33 protein-coding genes and 1 pseudogene are annotated in these 26,795 nt (G+C 69.8%); 13 read left to right on the top strand and 21 right to left on the bottom strand.

What is annotated here, in order from left to right; all coding sequences use genetic code 11:
* Nucleotides 1-247 (top strand): annotated as a pseudogene (locus AC1DMN_RS15205) (putative immunity protein); the annotation flags it as partial.
* Between the two features lie 13 nt (nt 248-260).
* Here AC1DMN_RS15205 and AC1DMN_RS15200 read toward each other — a convergent pair.
* Nucleotides 261-728 (bottom strand): hemerythrin domain-containing protein, encoded by a 468-nt coding sequence (locus AC1DMN_RS15200; protein ID WP_440732660.1) that lies wholly within the window; start codon nt 726-728, stop codon nt 261-263.
* Nucleotides 729-952: 224 nt separating this feature from the next.
* Here AC1DMN_RS15200 and AC1DMN_RS15195 point away from each other — a divergent pair, with 224 nt between their 5' ends.
* Both AC1DMN_RS15195 and AC1DMN_RS15190 read left to right on the top strand, forming a co-directional pair.
* Nucleotides 953-1,123: a hypothetical protein gene (locus tag AC1DMN_RS15195; RefSeq protein WP_440732661.1), complete on the top strand. Its 171-nt coding sequence runs from the start codon at nt 953-955 to the stop codon at nt 1,121-1,123.
* Nucleotides 1,124-1,330: 207 nt separating this feature from the next.
* Nucleotides 1,331-2,746, top strand: a complete 1,416-nt coding sequence (locus AC1DMN_RS15190; protein ID WP_477384510.1) for an HNH endonuclease signature motif containing protein — start codon at nt 1,331-1,333, stop codon at nt 2,744-2,746.
* A gap of 77 nt (nt 2,747-2,823) precedes the next feature.
* On the opposite strand, the gene AC1DMN_RS15185 is transcribed toward AC1DMN_RS15190, so the two are convergent.
* The 6 genes from AC1DMN_RS15185 to AC1DMN_RS15160 form a co-directional block, all read right to left on the bottom strand.
* The gene (locus AC1DMN_RS15185) at nt 2,824-3,624 is read right to left on the bottom strand and encodes a family 1 encapsulin nanocompartment shell protein (RefSeq protein WP_477230032.1); all 801 of its coding nucleotides are present in this window, start codon (nt 3,622-3,624) and stop codon (nt 2,824-2,826) included.
* A 26-nt stretch (nt 3,625-3,650) separates the two neighbouring features.
* A complete protein-coding gene (locus AC1DMN_RS15180; RefSeq protein ID WP_477230031.1) occupies nt 3,651-4,694 on the bottom strand; it encodes a Dyp-type peroxidase in 1,044 nt (347 codons plus the stop codon).
* A gap of 147 nt (nt 4,695-4,841) precedes the next feature.
* Nucleotides 4,842-5,387, bottom strand: coding sequence for a DoxX family protein (locus AC1DMN_RS15175; protein ID WP_440732665.1), 546 nt, complete (start codon nt 5,385-5,387; stop codon nt 4,842-4,844).
* Nucleotides 5,388-5,424: 37 nt separating this feature from the next.
* Nucleotides 5,425-5,847: a hypothetical protein gene (locus tag AC1DMN_RS15170; protein WP_477230030.1), complete on the bottom strand. Its 423-nt coding sequence runs from the start codon at nt 5,845-5,847 to the stop codon at nt 5,425-5,427.
* Entirely contained in the window at nt 5,844-6,749 is a 906-nt protein-coding gene (locus tag AC1DMN_RS15165) for an NAD-dependent epimerase/dehydratase family protein (protein ID WP_477230029.1), read from the bottom strand. Before AC1DMN_RS15165 ends, AC1DMN_RS15170 begins: the two co-directional genes overlap by 4 nt.
* On the bottom strand, nt 6,746-7,009 hold the full coding sequence (locus tag AC1DMN_RS15160) for a hypothetical protein (protein ID WP_441976462.1): 264 nt from the start codon (nt 7,007-7,009) through the stop codon (nt 6,746-6,748). Before AC1DMN_RS15160 ends, AC1DMN_RS15165 begins: the two co-directional genes overlap by 4 nt.
* Before the next feature lie 296 nt (nt 7,010-7,305).
* Here AC1DMN_RS15160 and AC1DMN_RS15155 point away from each other — a divergent pair, with 296 nt between their 5' ends.
* From AC1DMN_RS15155 to AC1DMN_RS15145, 3 genes are all read left to right on the top strand, one after another.
* A complete protein-coding gene (locus AC1DMN_RS15155; RefSeq protein ID WP_477230028.1) occupies nt 7,306-8,508 on the top strand; it encodes a PucR family transcriptional regulator in 1,203 nt (400 codons plus the stop codon).
* Between the two features lie 98 nt (nt 8,509-8,606).
* The gene (locus AC1DMN_RS15150) at nt 8,607-9,470 is read left to right on the top strand and encodes a helix-turn-helix transcriptional regulator (RefSeq protein ID WP_441976464.1); all 864 of its coding nucleotides are present in this window, start codon (nt 8,607-8,609) and stop codon (nt 9,468-9,470) included.
* Nucleotides 9,471-9,582: 112 nt separating this feature from the next.
* Nucleotides 9,583-10,404 (top strand): alpha/beta fold hydrolase, encoded by an 822-nt coding sequence (locus AC1DMN_RS15145; protein ID WP_477384508.1) that lies wholly within the window; start codon nt 9,583-9,585, stop codon nt 10,402-10,404.
* Between the two features lie 63 nt (nt 10,405-10,467).
* Here AC1DMN_RS15145 and AC1DMN_RS15140 read toward each other — a convergent pair whose 3' ends face one another.
* Both AC1DMN_RS15140 and AC1DMN_RS15135 read right to left on the bottom strand, forming a co-directional pair.
* Entirely contained in the window at nt 10,468-10,623 is a 156-nt protein-coding gene (locus AC1DMN_RS15140; protein WP_441976466.1) for a hypothetical protein, read from the bottom strand.
* A gap of 134 nt (nt 10,624-10,757) precedes the next feature.
* A complete protein-coding gene (locus AC1DMN_RS15135) occupies nt 10,758-11,324 on the bottom strand; it encodes a dihydrofolate reductase family protein (RefSeq protein WP_477230027.1) in 567 nt (188 codons plus the stop codon).
* Between the two features lie 140 nt (nt 11,325-11,464).
* Here AC1DMN_RS15135 and AC1DMN_RS15130 point away from each other — a divergent pair, with 140 nt between their 5' ends.
* Both AC1DMN_RS15130 and AC1DMN_RS15125 read left to right on the top strand, forming a co-directional pair.
* Nucleotides 11,465-11,839 (top strand): TfoX/Sxy family protein, encoded by a 375-nt coding sequence (locus tag AC1DMN_RS15130; RefSeq protein WP_477384506.1) that lies wholly within the window; start codon nt 11,465-11,467, stop codon nt 11,837-11,839.
* On the top strand, nt 11,836-12,492 hold the full coding sequence (locus AC1DMN_RS15125) for a DUF2461 domain-containing protein (RefSeq protein ID WP_477384504.1): 657 nt from the start codon (nt 11,836-11,838) through the stop codon (nt 12,490-12,492). The genes AC1DMN_RS15130 and AC1DMN_RS15125 overlap by 4 nt, the downstream gene beginning before the upstream one ends.
* A 36-nt stretch (nt 12,493-12,528) precedes the next feature.
* Here AC1DMN_RS15125 and AC1DMN_RS15120 read toward each other — a convergent pair whose 3' ends face one another.
* The 4 genes from AC1DMN_RS15120 to AC1DMN_RS15105 all read right to left on the bottom strand — a co-directional run bounded on the left by AC1DMN_RS15120 (nt 12,529) and on the right by AC1DMN_RS15105 (nt 14,484).
* Nucleotides 12,529-12,774: a zinc ribbon domain-containing protein gene (locus AC1DMN_RS15120; RefSeq protein WP_477230024.1), complete on the bottom strand. Its 246-nt coding sequence runs from the start codon at nt 12,772-12,774 to the stop codon at nt 12,529-12,531.
* The gene (locus AC1DMN_RS15115; RefSeq protein ID WP_477230023.1) at nt 12,774-13,232 is read right to left on the bottom strand and encodes a MarR family winged helix-turn-helix transcriptional regulator; all 459 of its coding nucleotides are present in this window, start codon (nt 13,230-13,232) and stop codon (nt 12,774-12,776) included. Before AC1DMN_RS15115 ends, AC1DMN_RS15120 begins: the two co-directional genes overlap by 1 nt.
* A 123-nt stretch (nt 13,233-13,355) precedes the next feature.
* A complete protein-coding gene (locus tag AC1DMN_RS15110; RefSeq protein WP_477230022.1) occupies nt 13,356-13,790 on the bottom strand; it encodes a DUF3237 domain-containing protein in 435 nt (144 codons plus the stop codon).
* A 151-nt stretch (nt 13,791-13,941) separates the two neighbouring features.
* Nucleotides 13,942-14,484 (bottom strand): winged helix-turn-helix transcriptional regulator, encoded by a 543-nt coding sequence (locus AC1DMN_RS15105; protein ID WP_441976470.1) that lies wholly within the window; start codon nt 14,482-14,484, stop codon nt 13,942-13,944.
* 57 nt (nt 14,485-14,541) lie between these two features.
* On the opposite strand from AC1DMN_RS15105, the gene AC1DMN_RS15100 reads away from it, so the two are divergent.
* From AC1DMN_RS15100 to AC1DMN_RS15090, 3 genes are read left to right on the top strand one after another with little or no spacing between them, the layout of a single operon-like run.
* Complete coding sequence (locus tag AC1DMN_RS15100) at nt 14,542-15,288, top strand: SDR family oxidoreductase (protein WP_477230021.1); 747 nt, start codon at nt 14,542-14,544, stop codon at nt 15,286-15,288.
* On the top strand, nt 15,285-15,767 hold the full coding sequence (locus AC1DMN_RS15095; protein WP_441976472.1) for a PaaI family thioesterase: 483 nt from the start codon (nt 15,285-15,287) through the stop codon (nt 15,765-15,767). Before AC1DMN_RS15100 ends, AC1DMN_RS15095 begins: the two co-directional genes overlap by 4 nt.
* A gap of 32 nt (nt 15,768-15,799) precedes the next feature.
* A complete protein-coding gene (locus AC1DMN_RS15090; protein ID WP_477230020.1) occupies nt 15,800-16,639 on the top strand; it encodes an MBL fold metallo-hydrolase in 840 nt (279 codons plus the stop codon).
* 23 nt (nt 16,640-16,662) lie between these two features.
* On the opposite strand, the gene dnaB is transcribed toward AC1DMN_RS15090, so the two are convergent.
* Together dnaB and AC1DMN_RS15080 are read right to left on the bottom strand one after the other, a co-directional pair.
* On the bottom strand, nt 16,663-19,242 hold the full coding sequence (gene dnaB / locus AC1DMN_RS15085; RefSeq protein WP_477384502.1) for a replicative DNA helicase: 2,580 nt from the start codon (nt 19,240-19,242) through the stop codon (nt 16,663-16,665).
* A gap of 441 nt (nt 19,243-19,683) precedes the next feature.
* Nucleotides 19,684-20,550: a hypothetical protein gene (locus AC1DMN_RS15080; protein ID WP_477230019.1), complete on the bottom strand. Its 867-nt coding sequence runs from the start codon at nt 20,548-20,550 to the stop codon at nt 19,684-19,686.
* 144 nt (nt 20,551-20,694) lie between these two features.
* Between AC1DMN_RS15080 and AC1DMN_RS15075 the strand changes: the two genes are divergently transcribed.
* Both AC1DMN_RS15075 and AC1DMN_RS15070 read left to right on the top strand, forming a co-directional pair.
* On the top strand, nt 20,695-21,720 hold the full coding sequence (locus AC1DMN_RS15075) for a hypothetical protein (RefSeq protein WP_477384500.1): 1,026 nt from the start codon (nt 20,695-20,697) through the stop codon (nt 21,718-21,720).
* Between the two features lie 88 nt (nt 21,721-21,808).
* A complete protein-coding gene (locus AC1DMN_RS15070; RefSeq protein ID WP_477230017.1) occupies nt 21,809-22,996 on the top strand; it encodes a chaplin family protein in 1,188 nt (395 codons plus the stop codon).
* A 153-nt stretch (nt 22,997-23,149) separates the two neighbouring features.
* Here the strand turns inward: AC1DMN_RS15070 and AC1DMN_RS15065 are convergent, their stop codons facing one another.
* From AC1DMN_RS15065 to rpsF, 6 genes are all read right to left on the bottom strand, one after another.
* A complete protein-coding gene (locus tag AC1DMN_RS15065; RefSeq protein WP_477230016.1) occupies nt 23,150-23,887 on the bottom strand; it encodes a class F sortase in 738 nt (245 codons plus the stop codon).
* Between the two features lie 22 nt (nt 23,888-23,909).
* Entirely contained in the window at nt 23,910-24,614 is a 705-nt protein-coding gene (locus tag AC1DMN_RS15060; protein ID WP_477230015.1) for a hypothetical protein, read from the bottom strand.
* 297 nt (nt 24,615-24,911) lie between these two features.
* On the bottom strand, nt 24,912-25,364 hold the full coding sequence (gene rplI, locus AC1DMN_RS15055) for a 50S ribosomal protein L9 (RefSeq protein WP_440732688.1): 453 nt from the start codon (nt 25,362-25,364) through the stop codon (nt 24,912-24,914).
* 11 nt (nt 25,365-25,375) lie between these two features.
* Entirely contained in the window at nt 25,376-25,630 is a 255-nt protein-coding gene (gene rpsR / locus AC1DMN_RS15050) for a 30S ribosomal protein S18 (protein ID WP_071641238.1), read from the bottom strand.
* 89 nt (nt 25,631-25,719) lie between these two features.
* Nucleotides 25,720-26,241: a single-stranded DNA-binding protein gene (locus AC1DMN_RS15045; protein ID WP_477230014.1), complete on the bottom strand. Its 522-nt coding sequence runs from the start codon at nt 26,239-26,241 to the stop codon at nt 25,720-25,722.
* 5 nt (nt 26,242-26,246) lie between these two features.
* A complete protein-coding gene (rpsF, locus tag AC1DMN_RS15040) occupies nt 26,247-26,612 on the bottom strand; it encodes a 30S ribosomal protein S6 (RefSeq protein ID WP_440732690.1) in 366 nt (121 codons plus the stop codon).
* Between the last annotated feature and the right edge of the window lie 183 nt (nt 26,613-26,795).

The following is a 26,795-nucleotide window of genomic DNA, read 5'->3' as shown; positions in this document are numbered from 1 at the left end:
CGCCGCACGTGCGGCCGGTGCGGCTGGTGCGGCTGGTGCGGCCGGCGCGGCCGCGGCTGAGGAGCGCGCGGGGGCGGTCGCGGCCGAACTCGCGTGGCAGTGCGACCGGATGTCTGCTGAGATCGCGGCCGCTCTGCGCCGGCTCCCTCCGGTCGGCAAAGACGGCGCCGGCCCGCTCGGGCAGGGCCTGCTCGCCTGCGGAGAGCTCGGATCGATCATCCGCGAGCTCCAGGCGGCTCTCGGCTGAGGGCGCGGCCGGATCAGAGCCTGCCGAGCACGTCCGGCGGATCCGCGTCGAGCGCGAGCGTCTCGAGCACGCCGAGCAGCTGCCGTTCCTCGAAGGCGAAATGGCTCTCCATGATGGCGCCGACGCCGTCGAGGTGGCGATCGATGTCGTCCGGCGGCACCCCGCCGTCGACGGCCGTGCTCAGCGCCGTGAGCAGCACGTCGATCATGGCGTGATCCTCGGAGAGCTTGCGCAGTACCGGGGCGAGCTCGGGATGAGCGGCCTCGATCGCCGGGAACAGCGCACGATCCTCGCCGCGATGGTGCTGGTCGAGGGCGGTGCAGAATCCGCGGCAGTAAAGCAGCAGATCCCGGGCCGGCCGCTGCGGATCCGGTCCGTGCACGCCGGCGCGCACGACCCCGAGGGCCTCTCGCAGCCGGGCGTGCGCCTGTCGGAGTTCATTGCTCCAGGCGATGAGCCTGGTCGTCTCGCGCTCAGTCACGCGAGAACGAAGGGTGGGACGAGAGCATCGTCACGCTCCTTCAATCCGGCGCCTCCATGCCTGACACGGTCTGCCACCAGCACGCGACGCTCGGGCCAGCATATCCGTCGGTCCCACCCTGTTCGCGCGGACAGCCGACGCTGTCGCCGGATCCGAGGAGCCTTACCGCCACGGGCCGTCGGGCGTAGGGTGACGGCGAAGCCCACGAATGCTGAGGAGACGTCATGTTCGGAGAGAAGCGACGCGAGGAGAAGCGCGAGGAGGCGGCGCTCGCAGAGGCGAAGGAGCAGGCTGCGGCCGCGGTCGAGGAGAGCGAGACGGACGACGCCTCGTTCGAATCCGACGAGCGGCTCGAGGAGCAGTTCGAGCCGGACAGCGGCGACGTCCGCAAGTAGGGCTTTCTGAAGGGACCGAGCTCCGGTGACGCCCCGTCCCTGAGCGAGCCGATGGCGCGACCAAAGGCCCGCGGGCCGGGCTCTTCGACGGGCTCAGTGACCGACGTCACCGACGGCTGGATCTTGTGATCTGTTCGTGATCTTTTCTGGATCTGATCTGGCCCTTTTCGGGCCTGGAATGTCGGTGACCCCGGGTTGAATGGGGGTATGACGAGCTCGACCAGCACGGTGGTGGATCCTGGGGTGGACCCGGTGGATCCGGCCGCCGTGCTGGCCGCGCTCGTGGACGGGTTGGCGACCACCGAGGCGACGATCACCCGCCTGCAAGCGTTGAAGGAAGCGCACCTCGCCGTCGCGCAGCGCCTCGCGGAGGACCTCGCCGCCGCGGACGGTGCGTCCGGGGTGCGGGGTGAGTCGGTGGAACTCGCCGCGCGCAGTGTCGCCGCGGAACTGGCCGCGGTGCTGCACATGTCCGACCGGGTCGTGCAGGGCCGGATGGTACGGGCCGCGGAACTGATGACCCAATTCCCGGCCACGATGCAGGCGTTCACGGACGCGCGGATCAACGCCGCCCACGTGCGCCTCATCCAGGACGCGGGGGCCCGGCTGGACGATCAGGTGCGGGCCGAGTTCGAACAGGCGGCGGTCGCCGCATGCGAGGGTGAGACCCCGCATCGGGCGAAGCGGRTCGTGGARCGCGTYGCSGARCGGCTCGCSCCGCGGTCGTTGACGGAMCGGCAYCGGGAGGCGCAGGAGAAGCGCACCSTGTGGCGSGARGAACTCCCSGACGGGCAGAAGATGCTCGGRYTGATCCAYGCSGCCGCSGTGATCGATGGGATCTACGAYCGGCTCACCCAGCAGGCCCGGATGGTGCAGGTCGCGAACACGGCAGCCGTGAAAGACGCCACTGCGGGACGGACACCGGATCCGGACGCTCTGGGCGATTCGGACGATGACCGCAGCATCGACCAGTTGCGCGCAGACCTCTGCGCCGACACCCTCCTCACCGGCGCCCCGTCAGGGCACGACACGACCGCGGGCCTGCTCGCCGCGATCCAGGCGCGAGTGGAAGTCACAGTCCCCGTGTTCACCGCGATGGCCGCCGACACCGCGGTCGCAGGTCTCGGCTCCACGTTCGGGATCCGCACCGAGCAACCCGCCGAACTCGCCGGTGGGCAACCCATCGACACGCACACCGCCCGCTTCCTCGCCGGTAACGCCGTCGCTTGGGAACGCGTGCTCACGCATCCGATCACCGGGGCGATCCTCGCCGTCGACCACTACCGGCCCAACACCGACCTGCGCCGACTCCTGCACGCCAGAGACTCCCGATGCCGATTCCCCACCTGCGGACTCCCACCCGCCGCCCAAGACCTCGACCACACCATCGACGCCGCCTACGGCGGCGCCACCGAAGAAGGCAACCTCGGCGGGCTCTGCCGACGCCACCACGTCCTCAAACACCAGACGGCGTGGAAAGTGAAACAACGCGGCGCCGGGGTCCTGGAATGGACCAGCCCCGCCGGATCCACCTACATCGACAAGCCACCCGCACCCGTCACCTTCACCACCGAAGACCCGGAACCGGATCCACCACTCATCGACGAAACCGCGCCGTTCTGATGCGGTCCTGAGTGTGTCGGCAGGATCCCGTGGCGGGGCGCTTCGACAAGCTCAGCGACAGACGGGCTCGGCGCCCCTCACCGGAGAATGACGCTCGCCTCGGACGTGTACGCCGAGAACGTCACCGACTCCTGCGCGTACAGCCGGATCCCGTCCGCGTCGTGCGAGAGGTAGCCGATCGCCACGTCCTGGCCGAGGGTGAGCGCGTAATCGCCGCCGCGCATCGTGAGCACGATCGCACCGTCGAGCGCCGGCGCGAACACGATGGTGCCGTCGTCACCGAGCAGCCGGCGCAGATGCTCGTGCACGGGGTAGCCGTGATCGACGGTCTCGGAGGCCGCGGTGTACAGCTCGGCCGAGAGCAGCAGCGCGTACGGGCCCTGCACACCGACAGTACGGAGCACCGTAAGCGCCCGCGCGACCGCCGCCGGCAGCTCGCGCGGATCCGCGGGCACCGGGATCGTCGCGTTCGAGCTGCTCGCGACGATGCCCTGCACGCCCGCCGCGTCGGAGCCGGCGAACACCAGGGTGTCCTCGGCGGTGGCAAGCGCCTCCACGGCATCCTTCACGGGCTGCCAGTCGGAGTCCTGCGCACCGCGATCGACGTCGTCGACGGCGGCACGGGTGACGGTGAACTCTGCGCGCAGCTCGATCAGCGGCTGCACTCGCCGGCGCCGTGCCTGCACGGCCGGGGCGGGGGCGTCGATGGCCTCGAGGTGCCCCGTGCCGACGGCGGACAACGCGGTGCCACCCGGTTCCGGCACGTCCACGACACGGCGTCCGGCGATCCGGGTGATGAAGGTGCGCCGTGCCTCGTCGTCGATCTGGTCCCACGCGGCCGAGGAGATCGGCGCGAGCCTGCGGTGGAGGTTGTCCATGTCTGCGACCTTTCGCTGGGTGGGGGTCAGTGCGCGGCGGCGCTGCGGAGCCCGCCGATGCCCAGGTCCGCCTTCGCGTCGGCATCCGACGGAGCGCCCACCGGAGCGGCCGCCGGTTCGGCCTCCGCGGTCGCCGAGGCCGAACCGGGCCCGGGCGGCACGTCGTCGAGGAAGTCGAGGGTGGGCGTGAAGAACAGGGTTCCCGTGCGGGCGGTCGAGAAGTCCAGGATCCGGTCGGTGTTGCCGGGCGGGCTGCCCAGGAACATGTTGCGCAGCATCTGCTCGATCACTCCGGGATCCGCCGCGTAGCCGATGAAGTAGGTGCCGAACTCTTCGGTGCCGAGCCGGCCGAACGGCATGTTGTCGCGCAGGATCTGCCGCTGCACGCCGTCGGCGTCGATGACCGTGTTGAGGTGCACGTGGGAGTTGACCGGCTTGATCGCGTCGGGCATCTCGACGTCCTCGAGTTTGCTGCGACCGATCACGCGTTCCTGCTCCTCGACCGACAGCGCTCCCCACGCCTCCAGATCGTGCGTGTACTTCTGCACGATCACGTAGCTACCACCGGCGTATTCCGGATCCTCGTCGGCGACGAGCACGGCGGCCGGGGCGGCGGCGCCCTCGGGGTTCTCGGTGCCGTCCACGAAGCCGAGCAGATCGCGCTCGTCGAAGTACTTGAATCCGTGGGTCTCGTCGATGACCACGGCGTGGCCGCGCAGCCGGTCCATGACCTGCCGGGACAGTTCGAAGCAGATGTCCATGTGATGCGCGCGCACATGCAGCAGCAGATCCCCGGGCGTGGCCGGGGCGCGGTGGCGCGGGCCGTCCAGCGGCACGAACGGGTGCAGACCTCTCGGACGCGGCAGCGCGAACATCCGGTCCCAGAACTCGGCGCCGATACCGAGCACGCAGTTCAGCTGATCGTCGGGGATGCGGAACGACACCGATCGCGTGATGCTGGAGAGGTCGGCGAGCACGTCGCGCACGACCTCCTCGCTGCCTTCGTTCACCGTGAGCACGAGGAACAGCGCCGCGCGAGCGGGTGGTGCGACGAACTGCTGAGTGACCACCGGATCCGTCCCCTCCGCGCGCGTTCGCGACGCACGGTCAGCCTGTCACGGGCTCGCATCCGCTTCAAGCCGGTTGTCGCCTGCGTCAGGTGGCCTTGGTCCCTGTCACAGGGCAAGCGACGTGCGGAACCTCCCCCGGAAGCGTCCTCACCCGTCGCTTCCGGAGGGGGCCTTCTTCGCCGGCCGATAGCAGAGCGCGAGCTGGCCGAGACCGCCCGCCACCCCCAGTCCGGCGGCGATCGCCAGCGCGGGCCAGCCCGAGAGCAGCGGGGCCAGCGGGGTGTGCGCCAGCAGGAGGCCGTCCCCGCTGTAGCGGCCGGCCCCGATCGTCGCGATCGCGACCGGAGCGACGGCGAGCACGAGGTTGTACTCCCAGCCGTTGGTCGTGACGAAGAACCCCTTGCGCCCCTGCACCGTCCAGATCGCCACCAACATCAGGGCGACGAATCCGGCCGCCGGAAGCGGGGTGAGCACGCCCGCCGCGAGCCCGAGGCCCGCGAGCACCTCGAGCGATGCCGCCGCTCCGGCATTGAGCAGGCCGGGGCGCATGCCGACGCTCTCGAACCAGGCGGCCCGTCCACGGATCCCGCCCTTGCCGAAGAACTTGTCGAGCCCGTGCGCGGTCAGCGTCAGGCCCAGCAGCAGCCGCAGGATCAGCACCCCCGCATCCACCGCCGTCGCGTCCCCGATCATCGGCCCCGCTCCCTCCGGTCTGCCCGGCCCACAGATGTCACCGCTCGGCCTCGTCGTCCTCCGCTGCCCAGCGCTCGCTGTTGGCGCGGAGCACCTCGGGCGCGCGCTCGGCCTCCTCGCGTGTCGCGAAGGGGCCGACCCGCACCAGCGACGGGGACTCGAGGCCGTACTCCACGGCACCCGTGCGGGAGTTGTACCAGTACGAGTGATCGCCATCGGGCATCCGCACGGTGTGCGCGGCGCCGGGATCCGCCGGGAACACGCTCCACTCGGGGCGCAGGAACGGCTCCGCCAGGTCGGCGCCGTCCACCTGGAAGAGGGCCTCGTCGTCGGTGAGGGTGCGCAGGAACACGGCGGCGTGGCGCGCCGCGCCGCTGCGCAGCTCGTAGGTGCGGCCGGCGACCAGGCTCGACCAGTCATGGATCTCGTTCGCGTCCGCAGACGTCGGTTCGGAAGTCATGCGGGAGATCCTAGGAGCGGATCGCCGGGCACGTCGAGGTAGCCCGCCCTCAGTTCGTCGCGCAGCGCCGGACGTGTCGTGCGCCAGCCCAGCCGATCCCTGGCGCGGTCGGCGTGTGCGTGCTGATCGAGCAGCAGCACCCCGGCGAGCGCCGCGCCGAGGCGCTCGGCCGTCTCCTCGGCGGACTCGGCGCGCACCGTTGCTCCGGCCGCGGACGCCGCCGCGGCGGCGAGCTCGGCGACCGTCTCGTCTGCCTCTGATGCCGCGATGTAGACGTCGTTCTGGTGCGATTCCGCGCCGATGATCCGCACGTACAGGTCGGCGAGGTCGTCGATGTGCACGGTGGCCCAATGCTGGGATCCGTCGCCGATCGACGGCAGCACCGGCTCCTGACCGCTGCGGTCGAGGTCGTCGACGAACCGGCGCGGGATGCCCTGACCGTGCCCGTAGACGATGCCCGGCGCGACCACGACCACCCGCATGCCCTCGCTGTCGTCGGCGAGGAGCCGGCGCGCGGTCTCGTCCATCCAGGCCACGGCGGCGGGCGGCGCAGCGGGCGACTCCTCGGTGAGGTCGAGTCCCGATCCGTACGTCCACAGACTGCTCGTGTAAACGAACGGCTTGTCGCTCGTGAGCAGGCCCGGCATCACTGCGGCGATGAAGTCCGCATCGTCCGCGCGCGAGGTCGCCGTATGGATCACCCCGTCCGACTCGAGCGCGAGCTCGGATATCGTGCGGGTGTCCTCCTCCGACGCGAGGAACGGATCCGCTCCCGCGGCGCGGACCTGATCCGCGTCGTCCTGGTCGTCGACCAGGGCGGTCACCCGGTAGCCCGCGGCGACGAGCGCCGTCAGGACCGCTTGCCCGATGAAACCGGTCGCGCCGGTCAGCAGCACGCTCATCGATCCTCCTCGTCATCCGATCCCGGATCCGCGGCGATGTCCTCGGGCACCTCGTAGGAGAGCACATACGAGAACAGCTGCCCCTCGCGCTCCTCCGGCTCGACCTCGTAGACCTTGGTCCAGCGCCGGCCGTCCTGCTCCACGTGGCGACGGAGCACCTCGTCGGGTCGTCGCTCGATGAGGAGCAGTCCCTCGAGCCGCTCCACCACGGGGCCGAAGGGCCGGTCGCGCAACTCCGCGGTGTACGTCTCCGGGCTCATCATCGTCGTGTCGCGATGGTCATGGCAACCCCCTTGTGGCACGCCACGCTAGCCCGCCCGGCGCCCCCTCGGCAGGGGTCCGGCCACGGACCTGTCCGCGGGCACAAGAGGCCCTGTGTCGCGGACAGAGCTGACCGAACACGCCGCTCCCGCGGGGCGACCGGATCACGCGGACGGGCTCGCGGCGTAACCTCGCTGTCAGCGACGCGCTGAAAGCATGACGGATGCCGCGCAGGATCGACAGGAGTGGACATGACCGACCTCACGGCGGCGGACGCATCCGGCGCAGGAGTGCGATGAGCACGAGCGATCGCGACGAGGGAATCGCCTGGGTCGAACACCACCTGCCCGGCCTGATCGAGAGGGTCTACGCCCGCAGCGTCGAAACACTCGCTGTCTACCAGGACGAGAAGCACGTCTCCACCGGGGAGCTGCGGCGCTCGATCGAGGAGAATCTGCGCTTCCTCGTGCACGCTCTTAGGCACCCGGAAGCTCCTCTCGACCCGACCGTGCCGGAGCAGACCGGACGGCGCAGGGCGCAGCAGGGCGTGCCACTGCCCGAGGTGCTCCAGGTGTACCGGATCGGGTTCGGGATCCTGTGGGGAGCGCTGGTGGAGCGCGCCACGAAGGACCCGCGCACCGAGACGCTCACGCGCCTGCTGAGCACCTCGACGCGGATCTGGGACGTCGCCGAGGAGCACGCGACCGTTCTCACCGAGGCGTACCGGGCGGCGACCGCGGAGATCATCATCGCGCAGGAGCATCGCCGCGCCGCGCTGGTGGAGGTGCTGCTCACCGGGCATGTCAGCAGGGACGCCGGGCCGTGGGAGGCGGCGTCGCTGCTGGGCTTCCCCTCGGACGCCGACCTGATCGTGGTCGCCGCGCAGACCAACGAGGTGGCAGCGGAGTCGCTGCCGGGGATCGCCCGTCGGCTCGCCGAACAGGGCTGCGTCTCGGGGTGGCGGCTCACCCCGGCCCTGCAGCTCGGAGTGGTCGCCCTCACCCGGCCCGAGGCGCTCGAAGAGGTGCTCACCGTGCTGCGCAGCTACACGGGAGCTCGGGTGGGCGTGAGTCCGCCCTTCCCCGTGCGCACCGACGCGCCACGCGCGCTGCGCCTCGCCCGTGCTGCGCTGTCGATGACGGCGCGTGGCACGTCCGCGGTGCGCGTGTTCAGTCCTAGCCCGATCGCCGCGATGATCGCGGCGGATCCGCACGAGGCCGAGCGCCTCACCGAGGATGTGCTCGGGCCGGTGCTGCACCTGCCCGAGGGCGACCGCGATGTGATCCTGGAGACGCTCGAGACCTACATCGACACCGGCGGATCGGCAGCCGACGCCGCGGCGCTGCTGCACTGCCACCCGAACACGGTGCGGTACCGGCTGCGGCGGATCGAGGAGCTCACCGGGCGCAGCTTCACGCGCCCGAGCGACATGGCCGAGCTCTCGGCCGCGTCATACGGCCTCGAACTGACCCGCATCGCGCAGCACCGCGGAGCCTGAGCCGACGCGCCGTCGGGGTTACGGGCGACATGCCCGGGGCGGGTGCGGCGTGCGGGAGAATTGAGTCATCCCCTCTTCTCCCCCGACCGAGGATCTGCGTGAGCGACTCTTTGAACGCCTTGGGCCGCTATGTCCGCGCACGACGCGGGGTCGTGCTGCCCGAGGACGTCGGGTTGGTCCGACAGCCGGGGCGGCGAGTCACCGGGCTCCGCCGGCAGGAGGTCGCCGAGCTCGCCGGGATCAGCGCCGAGTACTATCTGCGGATCGAGCAGGGGCGCATCGGGCGCCCGTCGGAGCAGGTCCTCTCGGCCCTGGCCCGTGCGCTCCGCCTCGACGACGAGTCGATCGCGCACCTGCACCGGCTCGTCGCAGGACGGCCGCCTCAGCAGGTGGAGCCCGACCCCGCGGTCGCGGAGCGCCTCGCGCGCACGCTGTCCCGCTGGTACCGCACACCCGCGTACATCTCCGACCCGCACCGGGACATCGTCGCCGCCAACGCGCTGGCCACCGCGCTGGGGCACGGGGGACTCGCCGTGGGCTCCAATCAGATCGCCGGGCTCTTCAACGACCGCATGAAGAGCACCCTGGTGGAGTGGGAGGCGATGACGCGCTCGGCCGTCGCCACGCTCCGCCGGGACGCCCATCCGGACTCGCCGCGCCTGGCCGAGCTGGTGCGCGACCTGTCCGCGGATCCGGACTTCGTCCGCATCTGGGCGCGGCACGACGTCTCCGGCCCCGAGGACACGACGTTCCACATCGTCATCGAGGGGTTCGGCGAGGTCGCGATCGACGCGCACAACTTCGCTGTGCGCAGCCTCCCGGGCTACCAGCTGACGGTGCTGTCGGCGGGCCCCGGAGGCAAGGCCGAGACGCTCTTCGCCGGAATCGCGGCGTCTGTGCCGCTCTCGACCGGGACGATCCGCTCAGCCCCTCCGGCGAGCGCGACGTCCGCCGGAGGGTAGTACTACGCGGGCCTCCCTCTCCGGTGCCGGCCGGGCCTAGCGTGTGTCTCGCGGCTGCGCGGCGATCCGTCGCCGTCCGCGTCGCGCCCCCTCCCCCAGGAAAGGACACACGATGCCCTACATCACCACGCCCGACGGCACCGAGATCTACTACACCGAGCTCGGCGAGGGCCGCCCCGTCATCTTCAGCCACGGCTGGCCGCTGAGCTCGGACGCCTGGCAGAAGGAGCTGAAGATCTTCGCCGACGCCGGGTACCGCGCGATCGCACATGACCGCCGCGGCCACGGCCGCTCCTCGCGCACCTACCGCGGCAACGACATGGACACCTACGTCGCCGACCTGGCCTCGCTCGTCGAGCAGCTCGACCTGAAGGACGTCCTCCTCGTGGGCCACTCCACCGGCGGCGGAGAGGTCGTCCGCTACGCCGCCACCCTCGGCGCAGGACGCGTGTCGAAGGTCGCGACGGCCGGTGCGGTCCCGCCGATCATGCTCCAGTCGGCCACGAACCCCGAGGGCACTCCGCTCGAGGTCTTCGACGGCATCCGCGCGGGCGTGCTCAACGACCGCTCGCAGTTCTACAAGGACCTCGCGGAGTCGTTCTTCGGTTTCAACCACCAGGCGGAGAAGCGTTCGCAGGGCCTCGTCGACGACTTCCAGCGCCAGGKCATGATGGCCGGCCTCAACGCCGCCTACGACTGCGTGAAGGTCTTCTCCGAGACCGACTTCACCAAGGATCTGCAGGCGCTCGACGTCCCCATCTTCCTCGCGCACGGCGATGACGACCAGATCGTCCCGATCGCCGCGGCTGCGGAGAAGGCGATCACCCTCGTCTCGCAGGGAACGCTGAAGGTCTACCCCGGTGCCTCGCACGGCATCTGGGGTGACTACCAGGTCGCCCTGGACGACGACATCCTCGCGTTCTTCGCCGAGTGACGCCGAAGCGGCGGGGGTCTCAGGGCCCCCGCCGCTCTCGTCGCATCGCGCCGCCGGAATCGGTCAGAGCCGGTCGAGGCCCTCTTCACGACGCTCGTCCTGCGAGCCCTCGTCGTCGACGCCGCCGGTCTCATCGAAGGCTTCGTCGCGACGGTGCTGCCGACGCTCCTCCTGACCCTCTCGCTCGTCGCGCAGCTCGTCATTCTTGTCGTGACCCATCGGATCCCTCGCTCGTCATCGTGCGCGGCGCCGGTTCGCGCCTTGCGCGCCTGTGGCCAGCATGCTCCTCCCGCCGGCGGAAAGCACGGGTTCTGTGCGCCAGGACAAGCAGGACGGGTGCGATCCGGGACCGTTCAGCGTCCGGGTGGGCCCTCGAGCACGGTCGGCACGTACTCGAGCAGCTGCAGACGACCGTCGAAGGTGCGCGACTCGATCAGGTCGAGACGCACATCGGGGTATCCGTCGAAGATCCGATCCTGTCCCGTCGCCCCGGTGATCACCGGGAACAGCACCACGCGGTACCGGTCGACGAGGCCGGCTTTCAGCAGTGACCGGCACAGCGCCAGACTGCCGAGCGTGCGCAGCGGACGATCCGATTCCTCTTTCAGCCGTCGCACGAATTCCACGGCGTCGTCACGAACCAGGATCGAATTCGCCCAGGTCAGCGGCTCGTCGAGCGTCGATGAGAAGACGTACTTGGTGATCCCGTCGAGCACGTCGATGCCCTCCTCGCCGGCGGCGGCGAATGCCGACATGAGCCGATAGGTCGTCGCGCCCATGAGGATCGGATAGTCCTTGTCGGGCGCGGTGGCGAGCCATTCGAAGTACTCGGGCCCGCCCATCCCCCAGAGCCCTGGCCAACCCTCGGCGGCGCCGTAGCCGTCGAGGGAGCAGATGAAGTCGATCGTGAGGTCCTGCATGTCTTCTCCTCCAGCTCCGCCGGGGCGCCGAGGATCTCCGGTGCGTGCGGAGGCTTCGCGCTGGAGTCTAGGCTGCGGCGGGTGCCCGCGGAAGACGTAGGCGGGTTACGGTCTCCGGGCGAACGTGAGATAACAGAGCCATGCAGATCCCGCGACCCTCCGAGGACTCCAAGGAGTTCTTCCACGCCGTCATCCCGGCGACGCCCGGTGTCGAGGTCAAGCCGATGTTCGGCAACCTGGGCGCCTTCGTGAACGGCAACATGTTCGCCGGGCTCTTCGGCGAGGACCTCGGTGTGCGCCTCATCGACGAGAGCTCGCTCAGCGCCCTGCGGTCCGTTCCCGGCACAGGCCCGTTCGGCCCCGCCGAACGACCGATGGGCGGCTACCTCGCTCTGCCCGGCGAGTGGCGGAATGATCCGGAACGGGTCACCGAATGGGTCACCGCCGCGCTCGAGCAGGTCGGGGCCCTCCCACCCAAGAAGCCCAAGACGCGTGCCCCACGGAAGAMGGCATGACCATGAGCGCGACGTTCCCCGGGTGGTCGGAGCGCGCGAGCGCCTTCTACGTCGGCTTGGAAGCCGACAACACCAAGGACTACTGGACCCGGAACCGCGCGGTCTACGACACGGAGGTGCTCGCCCCGATGCAGGCCCTGCTGGATGACCTGTCCACGGAGTTCGGCGAGGGAAGAATCTTCCGCCCGAACCGCGACATCCGCTTCAGCGCAGACAAGTCTCCCTACAAGACCTCGATCGCCGCGACACTCGGCCAGGGATACATCGAGTTCTCGGCGCGCGGCATCGGCACGGGCGCGGGCTGCCACATGCTGGCGCCTGACCAGCTGACGCGGCTGCGGACCGCCGTYGCCGACGAGGTGACGGGCCCGCGGCTCGAGGCCGTCATCGGCGAGCTCGAGGCCTCGGGCATCGACGTCACCTCGCACGACCGCCTCGCCACCGCGCCCCGCGGATCCGCGAAGGACCATCCGCGCATCGAGCTGCTGCGCAACAAGGACCTCGTCGCCCGATCGCACTGGGGCCAGGAGACACCGTGGCTGCACTCCCCCGAGGCCGCGGAGCATGTGGTCGCCGTACTGCGCGCCGCACGTCCGCTCGTGCAGTGGCTGGACGAGAACGTCGGCCCGAGCACGATAGAAGGGCGCCGCTGAGGAAGCCCGGTGCCGGCAGGTCGGAATCGGCGGTGCTCAGCCGCGGGCGACGACGCGCGGGTGGTCGCGCCAGGCCGGCATCGTCGCCATGTAGTCCAGGGTCTCGCGTTCGAGCTGGTCGCGCGACGCGCCGGGGTTGCGCCGCGTCTGCCATGACACCATGCGCTCGAACCGCTCGTCGAACGACGTCAGGTTGCCGGCGGCATCGGTGCAGTGCTCGCAGTACCGACCCGTCTCGATCGGCATTCCACAGCTTTCGCAGTGCACGGATTCGGTGTTCATCATTCATCCTTTCGAGGTGATCTCCGTGAGGTCCGCGGACCGACGAGCTCGGAGAGCCCTTCGAGCATCGCGTCCGCCTGGTCGGCCGGGATGCGCGAGAACGCGTCCCGCAGCCTGTTGACATCGAGCACCTGCTGCTCCTCGTGAACGCTGCGGATGCCCTCCGATGTGAGCCAGACGAAGGTGCGTCGGCGGTCGGTCGGATCCGATTCCCGCTCGAGCAGGCCGCGGCGTTCGAGGCGGGTGACGATCTCGCTGACGACGGACTGCGTGCGCTTCAGGTGCTGCGCGGCTTCCCCGATCGTGACCGGGCCGGTCGCCGCCAGGTGCAGGAGGACGGCCCGCGATGGACCGGAGAGCGCGCTCCTCGGCCCTGTCCGACGGTGAAAGGAAAGGTACGTCTCCATGAAGAGCGCGGCGAACCGCTCCGCTTCGTCCTGGTGACTGTCTGCAGCCATGCTGGCATCCTCGCGAGCACGAAATACATCGTCAAGCCCGATGAATCCGGGTCGATGCGAGAACCCGCGGGTGCCGGGCACGTCCGCCGCGAGGTCAGACGATTTGTCCCGCGCCGAAGCGGATCAGCGCACGACGAAGACCCGGATGCAGATCTGGTCGTCCTCCTCGCGCGCGAGACCGAGGAACTGGTGCTCGGCGAGCCAACGGTGCTCGGGCGCATCGGTCTGGAACACCGGCGCCGTGCGATAGTACGGGGCCTCCGGATCCGCCGTGGGGCGGTAGTACCCGCGGTTCACGATGTCGATGACCGCTCCGCCCTCTGCGCGCAGGAGGTAGCGAGCGTCGAGCTGGCAGGTGGAGCCCCGCTCGACATACCAATCGCCCCCGCCGGGCAGCACCTCCCCGCGCAGCATCGGCCCGTCGACCGTGCCGCCGACGATCGGCGCGAAGGTGAGGCGTTCGTCCGCACCCCGCCCGACAGGCAGATCCTCCGCGACCGCGACGCGGATCTCGAAGGCGAACTCCAGCACCGGTTCGCGCAGGGCATCGGCAGTCATGGATCGTCTCCGCTTTCGTCGCACACGTTGGCTTTGGCGCGCCGCACGAGAGGGTCGGCGCTCATGTCGATCCTGCCCGATGCGACCGGCGCGCACGTTCACACGAGGTCCCGGTCCCAGGCTCGGCGTCCGTCGTCGGGATCAGAGCGTCTCACGCCCGCGCAGCTGTCGCGGCTCTTCCCCGCAGCGCGGATGCGAGCCGCTCATCCTTGAGCCGGGCGCCGGCCTCACCCAAGGACACGTCGTGTCCGTCGGCGCAGCGCACCGTCGCCTCGAGCGACGCGCCACAGCCGACATGCACCAGCTCTACACCGGTGTCGTGGTCGTCACGCACCCCTTCACCCCACTGCATGAGGGCGACGAGGAGCGGGTAGAGCGCCCTGCCGCGCTCGGTGAGGACGTACTCCTTGCGGGTGCGCTTTCCCGGATCCTGATACGGGCGCTGCTCGACAAGACCGTCCGCGTGCAACTGCTTGAGCCGACCGCTCGCGACCGCGTCGCTCAAGCCGGTGCGACGCGCGAGCTCGTCGAAACGCGATCCGCCGTAGAAAAGCTCGCGCACGATCAGCATCGCCGACTTCGTGCCGACCACCTCCAGCGCGCGCTCCATCCGGCACCAGCCGGTCGACGGCCAGAGGTCGCGCTCGGCGAAGGCGCCTTCGAGGTTGATGACGTCCGCTCCTGGTGTGGCCATGCAGACATTCTACCTCTCACTATGGTTTTACGTAGTCAGCGGTGTATCGTCCTGACTATGGATCTCAAGAGTCAGGCAGAACCCACCCTGAAGAATGCCGTCGTCCTGATCACCGGAGCCAACGGAGGGCTCGGCACCGAGTTCGTGCGCCAGGCTCTCGAGCGAGGCGCCCGCAAGGTCTACGCCACTGCACGCACGCCACGGGAGTGGGGCGACGAGCGCATCGTCCCACTTGCTCTGGACGTGACCGACGCCGCGTCGATCGCCGCCGCGGCCGCCGCCGCGCCCGACGTCACCGTCGTGATCAACAACGCCGGCGCGACCAGTCCGCATTCGAGCCTGCTCGACGCCGACCTCACCGAGACCCGGGCACTGTTCGAGACCAACTTCTGGGGACCGCTGGCGGTCGCGAACGCCTTTCTCCCGGCGCTGACCGCGACGAAGGGCGCGCTCCTCAACGTTCACTCCGTGCTGAGCTGGCTGGCGATCGGCGACGCCTACAGCGCCACTAAGGCCGCGCTCTGGTCGGCGACCAACACGCAGCGCCTCAGGCTCGCACCTCTCGGCGTCCACGTTGCGGGTCTGCACCTGGGCTACGCCGACACCCCGATGACCGCGGGCGTCGACGCGCCGAAGCTCGCCCCGGCCGATGTCGTGCGGGACGCGTACGACGGCATCGAAGCACGGGAGTACGAGATCCTCGCCGACGACCTGAGCCGGCAGGTCAAGGCGGGACTGGCGGCCCCGATCACCGCGCTCTATCCGGACCTGCCGCCCGTGGGCTCGACCCTCGCACGGGCATGAACCGAACTCGCACGTACTCATGGGGTGACGCCGAGGTGCTGGCCCGAGCGGCCCGCGAGTCGGACGGGCTGGACTTCCTCAGCCGAATCGGATCCGGCGAGCTGCCGGAAGTGCCCGCCGGCGTCACGACCGGGATCCACCCCGTCGAGGTCGGCGACGGGTGGGCGATCTTCGAGATGACACCCGAGGAGTGGCACTTCAACCCGCTAGGCACGGTGCACGGCGGGATGCTCGCGGGCCTTGCCGACTCGGCGCTCGGCTGCGCCGTGCACACGAAGCTCAAGGCGGGCGTCGGCTACACCTCGCTCGACCTCACCATCAAGTTCACCCGCCCCGCGACCCTCGACAGCGGAACCCTGCGCTGCCGAGGGGAGGTCGTCACGATCGGGCGACGCACCGCCAGCGCGGAAGCCCGGATCACCGATGGATCGGGCCGCGTGATCGCCCATGCCATCGCGACCTGTCTCCTCCTCGCCTGACCAGGCAACGGCCTTCGACGAACGGAGAGACGATGACCTCCACCCTCACCTACGACGTATATGTGGCGGATCCGATCCCGCAGCACAGCACCGCCCTCGTACCGAACGGTGACAAGCGCGAGTTCTCGCCGTTGTCCATCACTCTGATCTCGGGCGATCATGACGCCGTGCTCGTCGATCCGCCGATGACGATTGCCCAGACGGCGGCCGTCGGGGATCGGGTCGCGGCCAGCGGGAAGAACCTGACGCACATCTTCGTGACCCACGGTCACGGCGACCACTGGTTCGGGGCGAGCGAACTCGCCGCGAGGTTCGGCGCTGATGTGGTCGCCACGGCAGGGACCATCGAGCAGATGCACAAGAACCTCGCGATCCGGGAAGTGTTCTGGGACGCTCTGTTCCCCGGCCAGATCCCCGTCACCGATGTCATCGCCGAGCCGGTGGTGGGTGGCCGACTCGACCTCGAGGGCCACGCTCTGAACGTGGTGGAGGTCGGCCACTCGGACACCGACGACACCAGCGTCCTGCACGTGCCGAGCATCGAACTCGTGGTGGCCGGGGACGTCATCTACAACGGCGTGCATCAGTTCCTCCGCGAAGCCCAGGGCGATGGGATCGCGGCCTGGCGCCGCGCGATCGACACCGTCGAAGCGCTGGGCCCGAGCCGCATCGTCGCCGGCCACAAGAACAAGGCCCTGGACGACGACGCGGGACGGACCATCCGCGAGACCCGGGAGTATCTGGTCGCCGCCGGCGAGCTTCTCGCGATCCACGACAACGCCCTCGACTTCTTCACCGCGATGCTCGACCGATACCCGGATCGGCTCAACCCCGGCGCACTGTGGGGCGGAGCCGTCGCGCTCTACCGCTGACGGGGTGCAGCTCCGCCCTCAGGTCAGTGGAAGTCCCCGCCGCCCTGGAAGTCACTGGCCATGTCGGCGAAGCGCGAGAAGTGACCCTGGAAGGCGACCTGGATGGTGGCCGTCGGACCGTTACGGTGCTTGGCCACGATGAGGTCGGCCTCGCCGGGACGCACGTCCTTGTCGTAGACGGAGTCGCGGTGCAGCAGGATCACCATGTCGGCGTCCTGCTCGATCGAGCCCGACTCGCGCAGGTCGCTGATCGCGGGCTTCTTGTCCTGACGCTGCTCAGAGCCACGGTTCAGCTGTGAGAGCGCGATCACCGGCACCTRCAGCTCCTTCGCGAGCAGCTTCAGGGCACGGGAGAACTCCGACACCTCTTGCTGACGCGATTCGACCTTCTTGCCGCTGGTCATCAGCTGCAGGTAGTCGATGACGACCATCCTCAGGCCGACGCGCTGCTTGAGCCGGCGGCACTTCGCGCGGATCTCGACGAGCGTCATGTTCGGGCTGTCGTCGATGTAGAGCGGCGCGTCGTTGATGCGTCCACGCGTCGACGCGACGGTCGTCCAGTCGCGCTGGTCGAGCGTGCCCTTGCGGAGGTTCTGCAGGGGCACGGCACCCTCGGCGCTGAGCAGGCGCATGGCGATCTCCGCCTTGCCCATCTCGAGCGAGAAGAAGATGGAGGGCTGGTTGTGCCCGATCGACGCGGCACGGGCGAAGTCGAGCGCGAGCGTGGAGTTGTGCGTCGGGATCATCGACTCGCCGGCGAGGTAGAGATGGTCGTCGTTGTCGACCTGCACGCACCGCACGGGCACGCTCGGGATAGGGCGCACCGCCTTCACGTACCGGCGCCCGATCCGCAGGGTGCTCGATGGACGCTCCTGCGCGTGAGCGAGCCGCTTGCGCTCCAGGTGGAAGACGTCGTCGACCGTGGAGAAGTTCAGGATGTAGGCGACCGATGACGCCTCGGTACGGCCGCGGACGCGCTTCGTCGTCCGACCGCACTTGTACCCGAGGCTGACGATCAGCTCGTACACGCTGTCGGCCAGACGCTTGCTCGTCACCGAGAACTGGCAGGATCCGACGCCCTTGACGACCGTGCCGTCGGTGTCCATGAGACCGGCGAGCAGCTCGCGACGCTGCGCCTCGGATGCCCGCAGGTACCGCACGGGGATGTGCTTGTCACCCAGCACTCCGACCTTGCGCAGCAGCGCGGCGAAGCTGCCGTGATCGCGGTGGCACGCGTCGCAGCGCAGCGCCTCACCCGAGTACGCGTGACCGCAGTCCGGGCAGGACAGCCGCTCCGGGTGCGCGCCCTTGTTCTTCGGCCCGCAGGTGCGGCCGCACGTGTTCACGTTGGGGTGCCGCGCGACGAACTCGACACCGCAGACATCGCAGTTCTTGACGAGCAGCTGCCGCTCGGCGAGCTGGAGCGAATACAGCATGCCGCCGCGCGCCTGCGTCCGGACGCCGGTCGCCGCGATCAGCGCCGGGATCTCGTCTGTCTCGCTGGTCAGGCGGGCTGAGGCACCGTGTCCGTCGCCCAGCCAGGCGCCCAGCACGTACGGAGGGATCGGCAGCTCGGCATCGGCCGCGCGCAGCGGCGCCGCGTTGGGGATGGAGTGATTGGCGCGCCCCTCCACGCCCACGGTCAGCGTCTCGAGGATCTGCTCGGTCGTGACGGTCACCGTGCCGCCGATGCCCCGACGTGAGGCTCGGGTCTCGGTGACCCACTGGTGCTGCGCGTCGGCGACGATCGTGGTGCCATCAGAGAACTCGACCTCATAGCAGGGGCGGTCGAGCATCACGTCGGTGACGGCGACGACGCTCGTCGGGTGCCCGTCCGCGCCGTAGAGGTAGTCGCCGACCTGCACCTCGCCCATCGTCGTCCACCCGGTGGGGGTGGCCAGCGGGGTGTCGAGGGCGAGCGCCTTTCCCATGGCGGGACGCGCGGCGACGACGATCATCTGACCGCCGTGCAGGCCGTTGGTGAGCTCGTCGAGCTCGCGGAACCCGGTCGGCACGCCGGTCATGGATCCGTCCCGGCCGCTCGCGGCCTCCATCTCCTCGACGGCGGCATCGACGGCGACGGTGAGCGGGACGTAGTCTTCGGCGGCCTCGGTGCCGGTGACCGCGTAGATCTCGGCCTGGGCGCTGTTGACGAGGTCGGTGGCGTCTCCCTGTCCGTCGTAGCCCATCTGCACGATGCGGGTGCCTGCATCGACGAGCTTGCGCAGGAGCGCACGCTCCGACACGATCCCCGCGTAGAAGCCGGCGTTCGCGGCGGTGGGCACGATCGACGTCAGCGAATGCAGATAGTCGGCCCCGCCCGCGCGCGACAGGTTGCCGGTCTTGATCAGCTCGTCGGTGACGGCGATGACGTCGGTCGGCTCGCCGTGCGAGTACAGCGAGAGGATCGCGTCGAAGATCAGCTCGTGCTTGGGGATGTAGAAATCGGCCCCGCGCAGAGACTCGATGACGTCGGCGACCGCGTCCTTCGACAGCAGCATGCCGCCGAGGGTGCTCTGCTCGGCCATGAGGTCGTGCGGCGGGGTCCGCTCAGGCCCACGTCCCGAACCGAGCCGCTCCTCCGCGATGTCCGCGATCGACACGCGCGCCCCCTCTTCCTCCACCGATTGCCGAGCACATCACCGTCGGATCCGCGCCTCGGGCGGGATGATCATCCCGCAGCACAAAGCACACCACCAGGGTCCGACATCGGGATGCTCGACAACGCTACCTGCAGCGCTCGGGAGCCTGTGGATAACTATGTGGAGAGATTGCGGGTAACTCCGGAGTGTCTGTGCAGAGTGCCTGGGGATAACTGTGGGGAACGTTCGCCTCCGGAACTTTTTTGCCCAGCCTGATCAGGCGTTTCCCTATTCCCCACCCTGTGGATGAGAATCTGTTTAAAGTCCCTCTTTAAGGTTCGCCGTCGCGTGGTGGGATGTGCACAACCTGGGGACGCCCCCCACGTGGGCCGCCTTTTGTCAAGTCGGCCATTCGGCGGGTGTGGCGCTGCTCATCCGCGCACTCCAAGACGGCGCGTGCGCTCAAACAGCCGGATCCTTCGCCGCGTCGCACCACTGCTCCAGACGTCGCTGCGCGAACGTGCTGCTGAGCTCGCTCCGGTCCGCCGGGTGCTCGAGCCAGAACCGCAGCGCTGCGTAGATCACCCAGGGCGGCGTCGGATACTCGTCCACCCCGATCCGCCACGGATCCCTGCCCTCGCGTTCGATGAGGACGCTCCGGGATCCCTCCGTGTCATCCTCCTCGCGGGCCACGGCGGTGATCGCGTGGATGTCCTCCCAGCGGACGGACTCGATCGCGTCGAGGTAGTACCGGGAGATACCGCTGCGACCGATCGAGAGCCCGATCGGGATGCGGGCGAACGACGCGCTGCGGAACGCGATGATCAGCGCGATCACCCCGCACAGCACGAGGACGGCCGCGCACAGCCCGAGAGGAACGACGAGCAGCAACCATCCGCCTGCGTCGACGGCGACCGCACGTACGCCCGCCATCACCAGAAGCACCGCGGATCCGGCTCCGCCGAGCAGCAGCCCCCAGCCGAGAGTCCATGACGCGAGCCCCTCGCGGAAGAAGTGCACCCAGGAGTCCGGAGGGGCCGAATCCGCCCGCGTGAGGGTGACCGCGTTCATCAGCACGGGGCCCCTGATCCGCCGTCGGCCGCCTTCACGGGAGACCGAGACGCCGGCCATGAGCGCACCGTAGAACACGCTGGCCAGAATGGTCCCCAGCACGTCTCCGCCGAGAGCGCGCAGGGCGCCGAACGCCAGCAGTCCCGCGGCGACCACGGTCATGATCGCGATCGCCGTCACCGGCATCGGACCCATCCCTCTGTCCTGCCAGTTGCGGGGCGGCGGATACGGCAGCACCCCGCGGGCATCCGTGCTCATGCTCCCCCCACGCCTCGACAGTAGCGCGCCCTTCCTCGTCGGCGCACAAGAGTGCCGCCACCCCCTGGACGTGCGGCGCCGGCGAGCGTACAGTCAGCGCCAAGCGAACGTCGTCCTCGCGACGTCACTCGGGATCCTGGGGAGGTGACCGTGGACGTGACTGTTTGGAGCGGTCACCGGCTCCGTGTCGGTCTGCTCTCGGGCGCCTGTGTCGCCCTGGGCTGGGCGGCGCTCTCCGTGATCCTCGGCTCCTCGCCAGCGCACGCGGATGATTCCGGGAGCCTGCTCGGCGATGCCGGCGGTCTGCTCGGCGGCACCTCCACCGTGATCGCGTCCACCGTCAGCGACACGGCGACCGCCGTCGCCGGCACCGCGGATGCGATCGTCGCGCCGGTGCAGAGCATCGTCCAGGAGGCCGCACCGGCAGTCTCCGACGCCGTGGATGCGTCACAGCCTGTGCTCGACGGCGTCGCATCGGCGCCTGCCGCCCCTGGTCCGGTCGAGAACGCTGTCACGGATCCCGGCGGCACCGTTTCGGGCGTCGTCCCCGACGTGCTCGCGCCGGTGTCCTCCGTGCTCGCATCGTCGCCGCTGTCGTCGCTCACCGCCCCCATCGCCGACGCCGTGACGTCCGTCCCGATCGTGGGTGATGTGAGCGGCGAGCTCGGCGTCCCCGCTCTGCTCGGCCGGCTCAGCGACACCATCGACGGCGTCACGGGCACCCTTACTCCCCCGTCGGGCGGTGTGATTCCCTCGGATCCTCTCGTCGTCTCCCCTCTGGTCGGGCGCGGCACCGACGGTGCCGGTGGGCGCGGAACGGATCCGCTCCCTCCCGCTCCGATCACCGTCTCAGGCTCCGCGGCCGGTCCGCCCTTGCGACTCGACGACCGTTCCCACCGTGTCTCCCATGACGTTGCGGGAGCCGGAGCGGGCAGTACTGCGCCTCCGCTCCCGTCCGCGCCGCCGCCTCCCCGCGCGCCGGAGCCCTGGGCGGCCGGGGCGGGGTCGGCATCATCCTCCGCCGGATCCGGCGGGAGTTCTGCTTCCTGGTTCGCGGCCTTCTCAACGCTGCATGCCGCTGCGCCGTCCCTCAGCGCGCCGTTCGGCGCCGCTGCCGACGACGCCTTGCCCTCCTCGCCGGTGTTCCCCACCGACGTCTCTCCCGACTGAATCGGTCCGGGCTGCCCGTCAGGGGCAGGAAACCGACGCGCGTTTCCGCGCGTTCCCTCATCGATTCACTGTCAGGAGAACAAACACCATGCGCACTTTCGTGAAGCACGCCCTCTGGGGCACGCTCATCGCCGGCGGGATCACCCTGCTCGGCGCCTCGGCTGCGAACGCGGCCGACAACACCTCCGGAGACGACGGGATCGGATCCGGCACACAGATCATCGCCCCGATCTCGGTCCCAGTCACCGTGACCGGAAACGCGATCTCGATCCTCGGATCCTCCACGGCGACCGGTCCCGCCCCGACCGCCGCACCCGCACCCGGCCCGGCACCGGCTACGACCTCCGGAGACGAGGCCATCGCGTCCGGCACGCAGGCGGTCGTCCCCGTGAACGTGCCGATCACCGTGGCCGACAACGCGATCAGCGTGCTGGGAGAGTCCGACAGCACGGCGACGGCGCCACCCGCCGCGCCACCCGCCGCGCCAGCGGCAGCGACACCGGCACCGGCGGCGACCACCAGCGGTGACGACGGAGTGCTCTCGGGCACGCAGGCGGTCGTCCCGGTGACGGCGCCGATCACGGTCACGGGCAACGCGGTGAGCGTGCTGGGCGACAGCACCGCCACCTCGGGCTCGCCGACCACCGGCACGACGCCACCCGCCGGCACCCCGCCCGCCGGATCCGGTCCGAGCACCAGCGGCGACGACGCGATCCTCGGCGGCACGCAGGTCGTCGCCCCGATCACCGCGCCCGTCACCGCGGTCGGCAACGCCATCGCCGTCCTCGGCGACAGCACCGCCACCACGACGGGATCGGGCCCTATGACGGGCGGAGCCGGTAGCGGTTCCGGCGCGACGACCTCAGGGATCGGATCCATCCTCGGCGGCACGCAGATCGTCGCCCCGATCACCGCTCCGATCACGATCGGCGGCAACGCCATCGCGGTGGGCGGCACCAGCACGACGACCACGGGAACACCCGGCACCCCGGGCACACCCGGCGCCCCCGGAACCCCGGGCACTCCCGGAACCCCGGGCACTCCCGGAACCCCCGGGACCCCGGGCACTCCGGGAACGCCAGGAGCCCCCGGTACGCCCGGAACCTCCGGCGGTCACGGTGCCGCGTCGATTCCCGTGTCGAACCTGGGCGCCGCGCAGAGCGGGCCGCGTCTCGCACAGACGGGCGGGGCTTCTCCGGCGCCGCTGATCCTGGTGGCGCTGCTGCTCGTGATGATCGGAGGCGGGATCCTCACCCGGCGCGCACTCGCCCGATGACCGGTTCGGCGGTGCGGCGTCCGAGGGAGGGTGCACGCAGCGCCGCCGGGCCCCGCCGGGTCGGCCCCGTCCCCAGCATCGGCCGGCCGGCAGAGAAAGGGGGTCGCCTCCCCAGGAGGAGGCGACCCCCGACGGGCGCGCCAGGGCGACCGGTCACGACACGCGTTCGGCGGTCACGATCCAGTTGTCGACGGAGTGCCCGTCGATGTGCGGCGCGTCGAGGTCGCAGGAGAACAGCGACAGCGCCCGCTCCGGCGCATCCGACTGCCACACCCACTTGTAGGTGGTCGCCGCCTGCGCCACGACATCCTGCTTTGGAACGGATCGGGCGTCCTGCGTGACCGTGAATCCCGCGGTGGCGTATCCGCCCGCCTGCAGCGCATAGGTGAGCACCACGCTGTCGCCGGCCCGCACCTGCCCGAGATCGTAGAACACGTCCTTCGTGCCATAGCCCGTCACGTTGTGCCCGACGATGATGCCCCGGTAATCGGAGAGGTCGCCCGGCACCGTCTCCCACTGCGGCGGTCCATACCACCCCGCCAGTCCCTCGTCGGGGCTCAGCCAGCCGTCGCCGTTGAGCTGGATCTGGTTCACATCCGCGTCGATGAGCGGCACTCCCTGCTGGAGCACGGTCACGTGCACGGGAATGCCGGCGATGTCCCGCAGCGGCGCGGGAGTCGGCGCGGCCGGCGAAGCGATCGGGTTCGGCGAAGGGGTCGGCGTGACGGGCGCGGCCGTCGGCGCCGACACGGGCGCGGTGGACATCGGTACGCCACCGAGGGCGGATCGCGTCGCGCTCCACAGCAGCACCGCGGCCGCCCCGGCGACGAGCCCGACGACGAGCAGGGCCACCGCGAGGCGGCGGCGCCGCGCGGTGGCCCTGTCGTTCATGGCGTGCAGTGGTTCGCTTGACTCAGTTGCGGCGCGAACGCGCGAGCAACCCTGCGCCGGTCAGCGCCCCGGCCGCGAGAAGGCCGAGGCCGCCCGAGAGCACGAGCACCGCGGTCTGATCGCCGTCGGTCTGCACCGTGGCGGGCACCGTGTGCGTCTCGGGCTCAGGTGCGGGCGCGACGACCGGCGGGGTCTCGACGGGCGGCGTGACGACGGTCACGGGGCAGGTCACGGCGTCATGGTGAACGGTCTTCGTCACCGCCGGCGTGCCCTCGGTCGGCGGGACGGCAGGCTGGCCTTCGACATCGATGATCTTCTCAGCCGACCAGTAGAACCAGTCGGCCTTCCCGGGCGTACCCGCCTGGAAGATCTGGTTGATCGGATCCGTTCCATGCCCGGCGCCCTCGTAGTTCGTGGTGTTCGCCTGCCAGTTCTCCCCCGGCGGAACATCCCCGGGGGCCGGACCGTCAGGACCGCCGGTCCACGAATAGCGCTGGAAGTTGCCCCAGTGCCAGACCTCTTCGACCGCAGGCGTTCCCGGGGCCCCGGGAACGGCCGGCGTCACGACGACGGTCTCGTCGTACGCCGCCATCGGCGTGCACGGCGCGGCGTCGTCTGCAGACGCGCCCGGCACCGTGATCAGGATTCCCGCGACCGCGAGCGACATCGCSCCCGCCGCGTACGCGGCCTTGCGGAGCACCCCAGCGCCCCTGTTGACAGAAGACATGTCCCCAGCTCCCCAGCTCGGTGATCGGTGATGATCACACGCTCCGGGTGCGCGGAAGTCTGCGGAGTGCACTGCGCCGCGCCGATCCCCAAGATCACCGGGTCCCACCCCGTCGASRGTTRCCCRCGCCCCAGCCCGTGCAACCTTTGMGGCAMACSMTACCGGTCTTCCGGTATTCGGGCAATGGATCGAAGAGCACCCCTGAAGGAGCGGCGCGCGGATCCAGACACGCGAAAGGGGCCGCCTCCCGAAGGAGACGGCCCCTGACAGGCAGTCGGCGCGTGAGCGCCTGCCGGATTACTTGGCGGCGACGACCTGCAGCGTGATCACAGCGGTCACGTCGTCGTGCAGACGAACCGTGGCCTCGTGCTCGCCGACCGACTTGATCGGCGAGGTGATGTGCACCTTGCGCTTGTCGATCGCACCGATGCCGGCAGCCTCGACGGCGGCAGCGACATCGGCGGTCTTGACCGAACCGAACAGGCGGCCCTCGGCGCCGGCCTTGACGGCCAGGCGCACCTTGGCGGCCTCGATGGCGTTCTTCAGCGCCACCGCGTCGTCGAGGTCATGGATCGCACGCGCCTTGCGGGCGGCCTGGATCTGCTCGACCTGCTTCTCGCCACCGCGCGACCACGCGACAGCGAAACCCTGCGGCACGAGGTAGTTGCGGGCGTACCCGTTCTTGACCTCGACCACGTCACCGGCGCTACCGAGCCCGGCGACCTCATTCGTGAGAATCAGCTTTGCCATGTCGGTACCCCTTAGCGGCCAGCGCCGGCGTAGGGCAGGAGCGCCATCTCGCGCGCGTTCTTGATCGCCTTGGCGATCAGACGCTGCTCCTGCACCGAGACACCGGTGATACGACGGGCGCGGATCTTTCCACGCTCCGAGATGAACTTGCGGAGGGTCGCGACGTCCTTGTAGTCGATGACACCCACGCGGATGGACTTCGCGGGAGCGGTGGGCTTGCCACCCTTCCGCGGCTTGCGGCGATCGCCGCTCGACTTTCCAGCCATGAGTCTTCCTTACGAGAAATGGTTTTCGGATCCGTCGGGATCCGCAATCTTGTTTATGCTCCGGCCCCTGTGCGGGACCGACGACGGCCTTAGAAAGGCGTGTCGTCGCCGAAGCTGCCGGGAGTGCTCCACGCGTCAGCGCTCGAGGAACCGGGGGTCGACCACGGCTCGTTCGAGGACTGCTGCTGCGGACGTCCACCGCCGCTGTTGCCACCGGAGAAGCCACCGCTGTTGCCGCCGCCGTTGGAGGCGGCGCGGGTGACCTGCGCGGTCGCGTAGCGGAGCGAGGGGCCGATCTCGTCGACCTCCAGCTCGATCGCGGTGCGGTTCTGGCCTTCTTTGTCCTGGTAGGAGCGCTGACGCAGGCGTCCGGATGCGATGACCCGCATGCCCTTCGTCAGGGATCCCGCCACGTGCTCGGCGAACTCGCGCCACACGGACGCACGGAGGAACAGCGCGTCGCCGTCCTTCCATTCGTTCGCCTGGCGGTCGAAGGTGCGCGGCGTCGAAGCGATGGTGAAGTTCGCCACCGGCAGCCCGTTCTGCGTGTAGCGCAGCTCGGGGTCGGCAGTGAGGTTTCCCACCACGGTGATGACGGTCTCGCCGGCCATGATCCTTAGACCTTCGCGGCCTTGGGCTTGCGGGCGGCCTTCTCCTCGGCACGCTTGGCCTCGGCTGCGACCATCGCCTGCGCCTCTTCGGCACGCAGAACCTTGGTGCGGAACACGAGCTCCGACAGGTTCAGCTGGCGGTCCAGCTCGTTGGTGGCATCGCTGCTCGCGGTGAAGTTCACGACGGCGTAGATGCCCTCGGTCTTCTTGTTGATCTCGTAGGCGAAACGGCGCTTGCCCCAGATGTCGACCTTGTCAATCGAGCCACCATCGTTGGTGATGACCTTCAGGAACTTGTCGAGGTTGGGGGCAACCTGGCGCTCGTCCAGCTCGGGGGTCAGAATGACCATGAGCTCGTACTGGTGCGTCACTTACCCACCTCCTTCGGACTAGAACGGCTTCCGGGACTTTCCCGGAAGCAGGAGGGTGTTGTGCACGTGTCAGGGCACAGATGTACCCAGACAACCTGAACAGCTTAGCGGATCCGACGGGGTGCCGCGAACCGGTCCGGCTGTGCGGTCGATGGGCGAGGCGGGGAAGACCCCGCCTCGCCC

The organism is Microbacterium sp. 01T413_2, from assembly GCF_056398985.1.
Note: the sequence above shows the minus strand (reverse complement) of the source record. Positions and strands in the feature narration are given on the sequence as shown.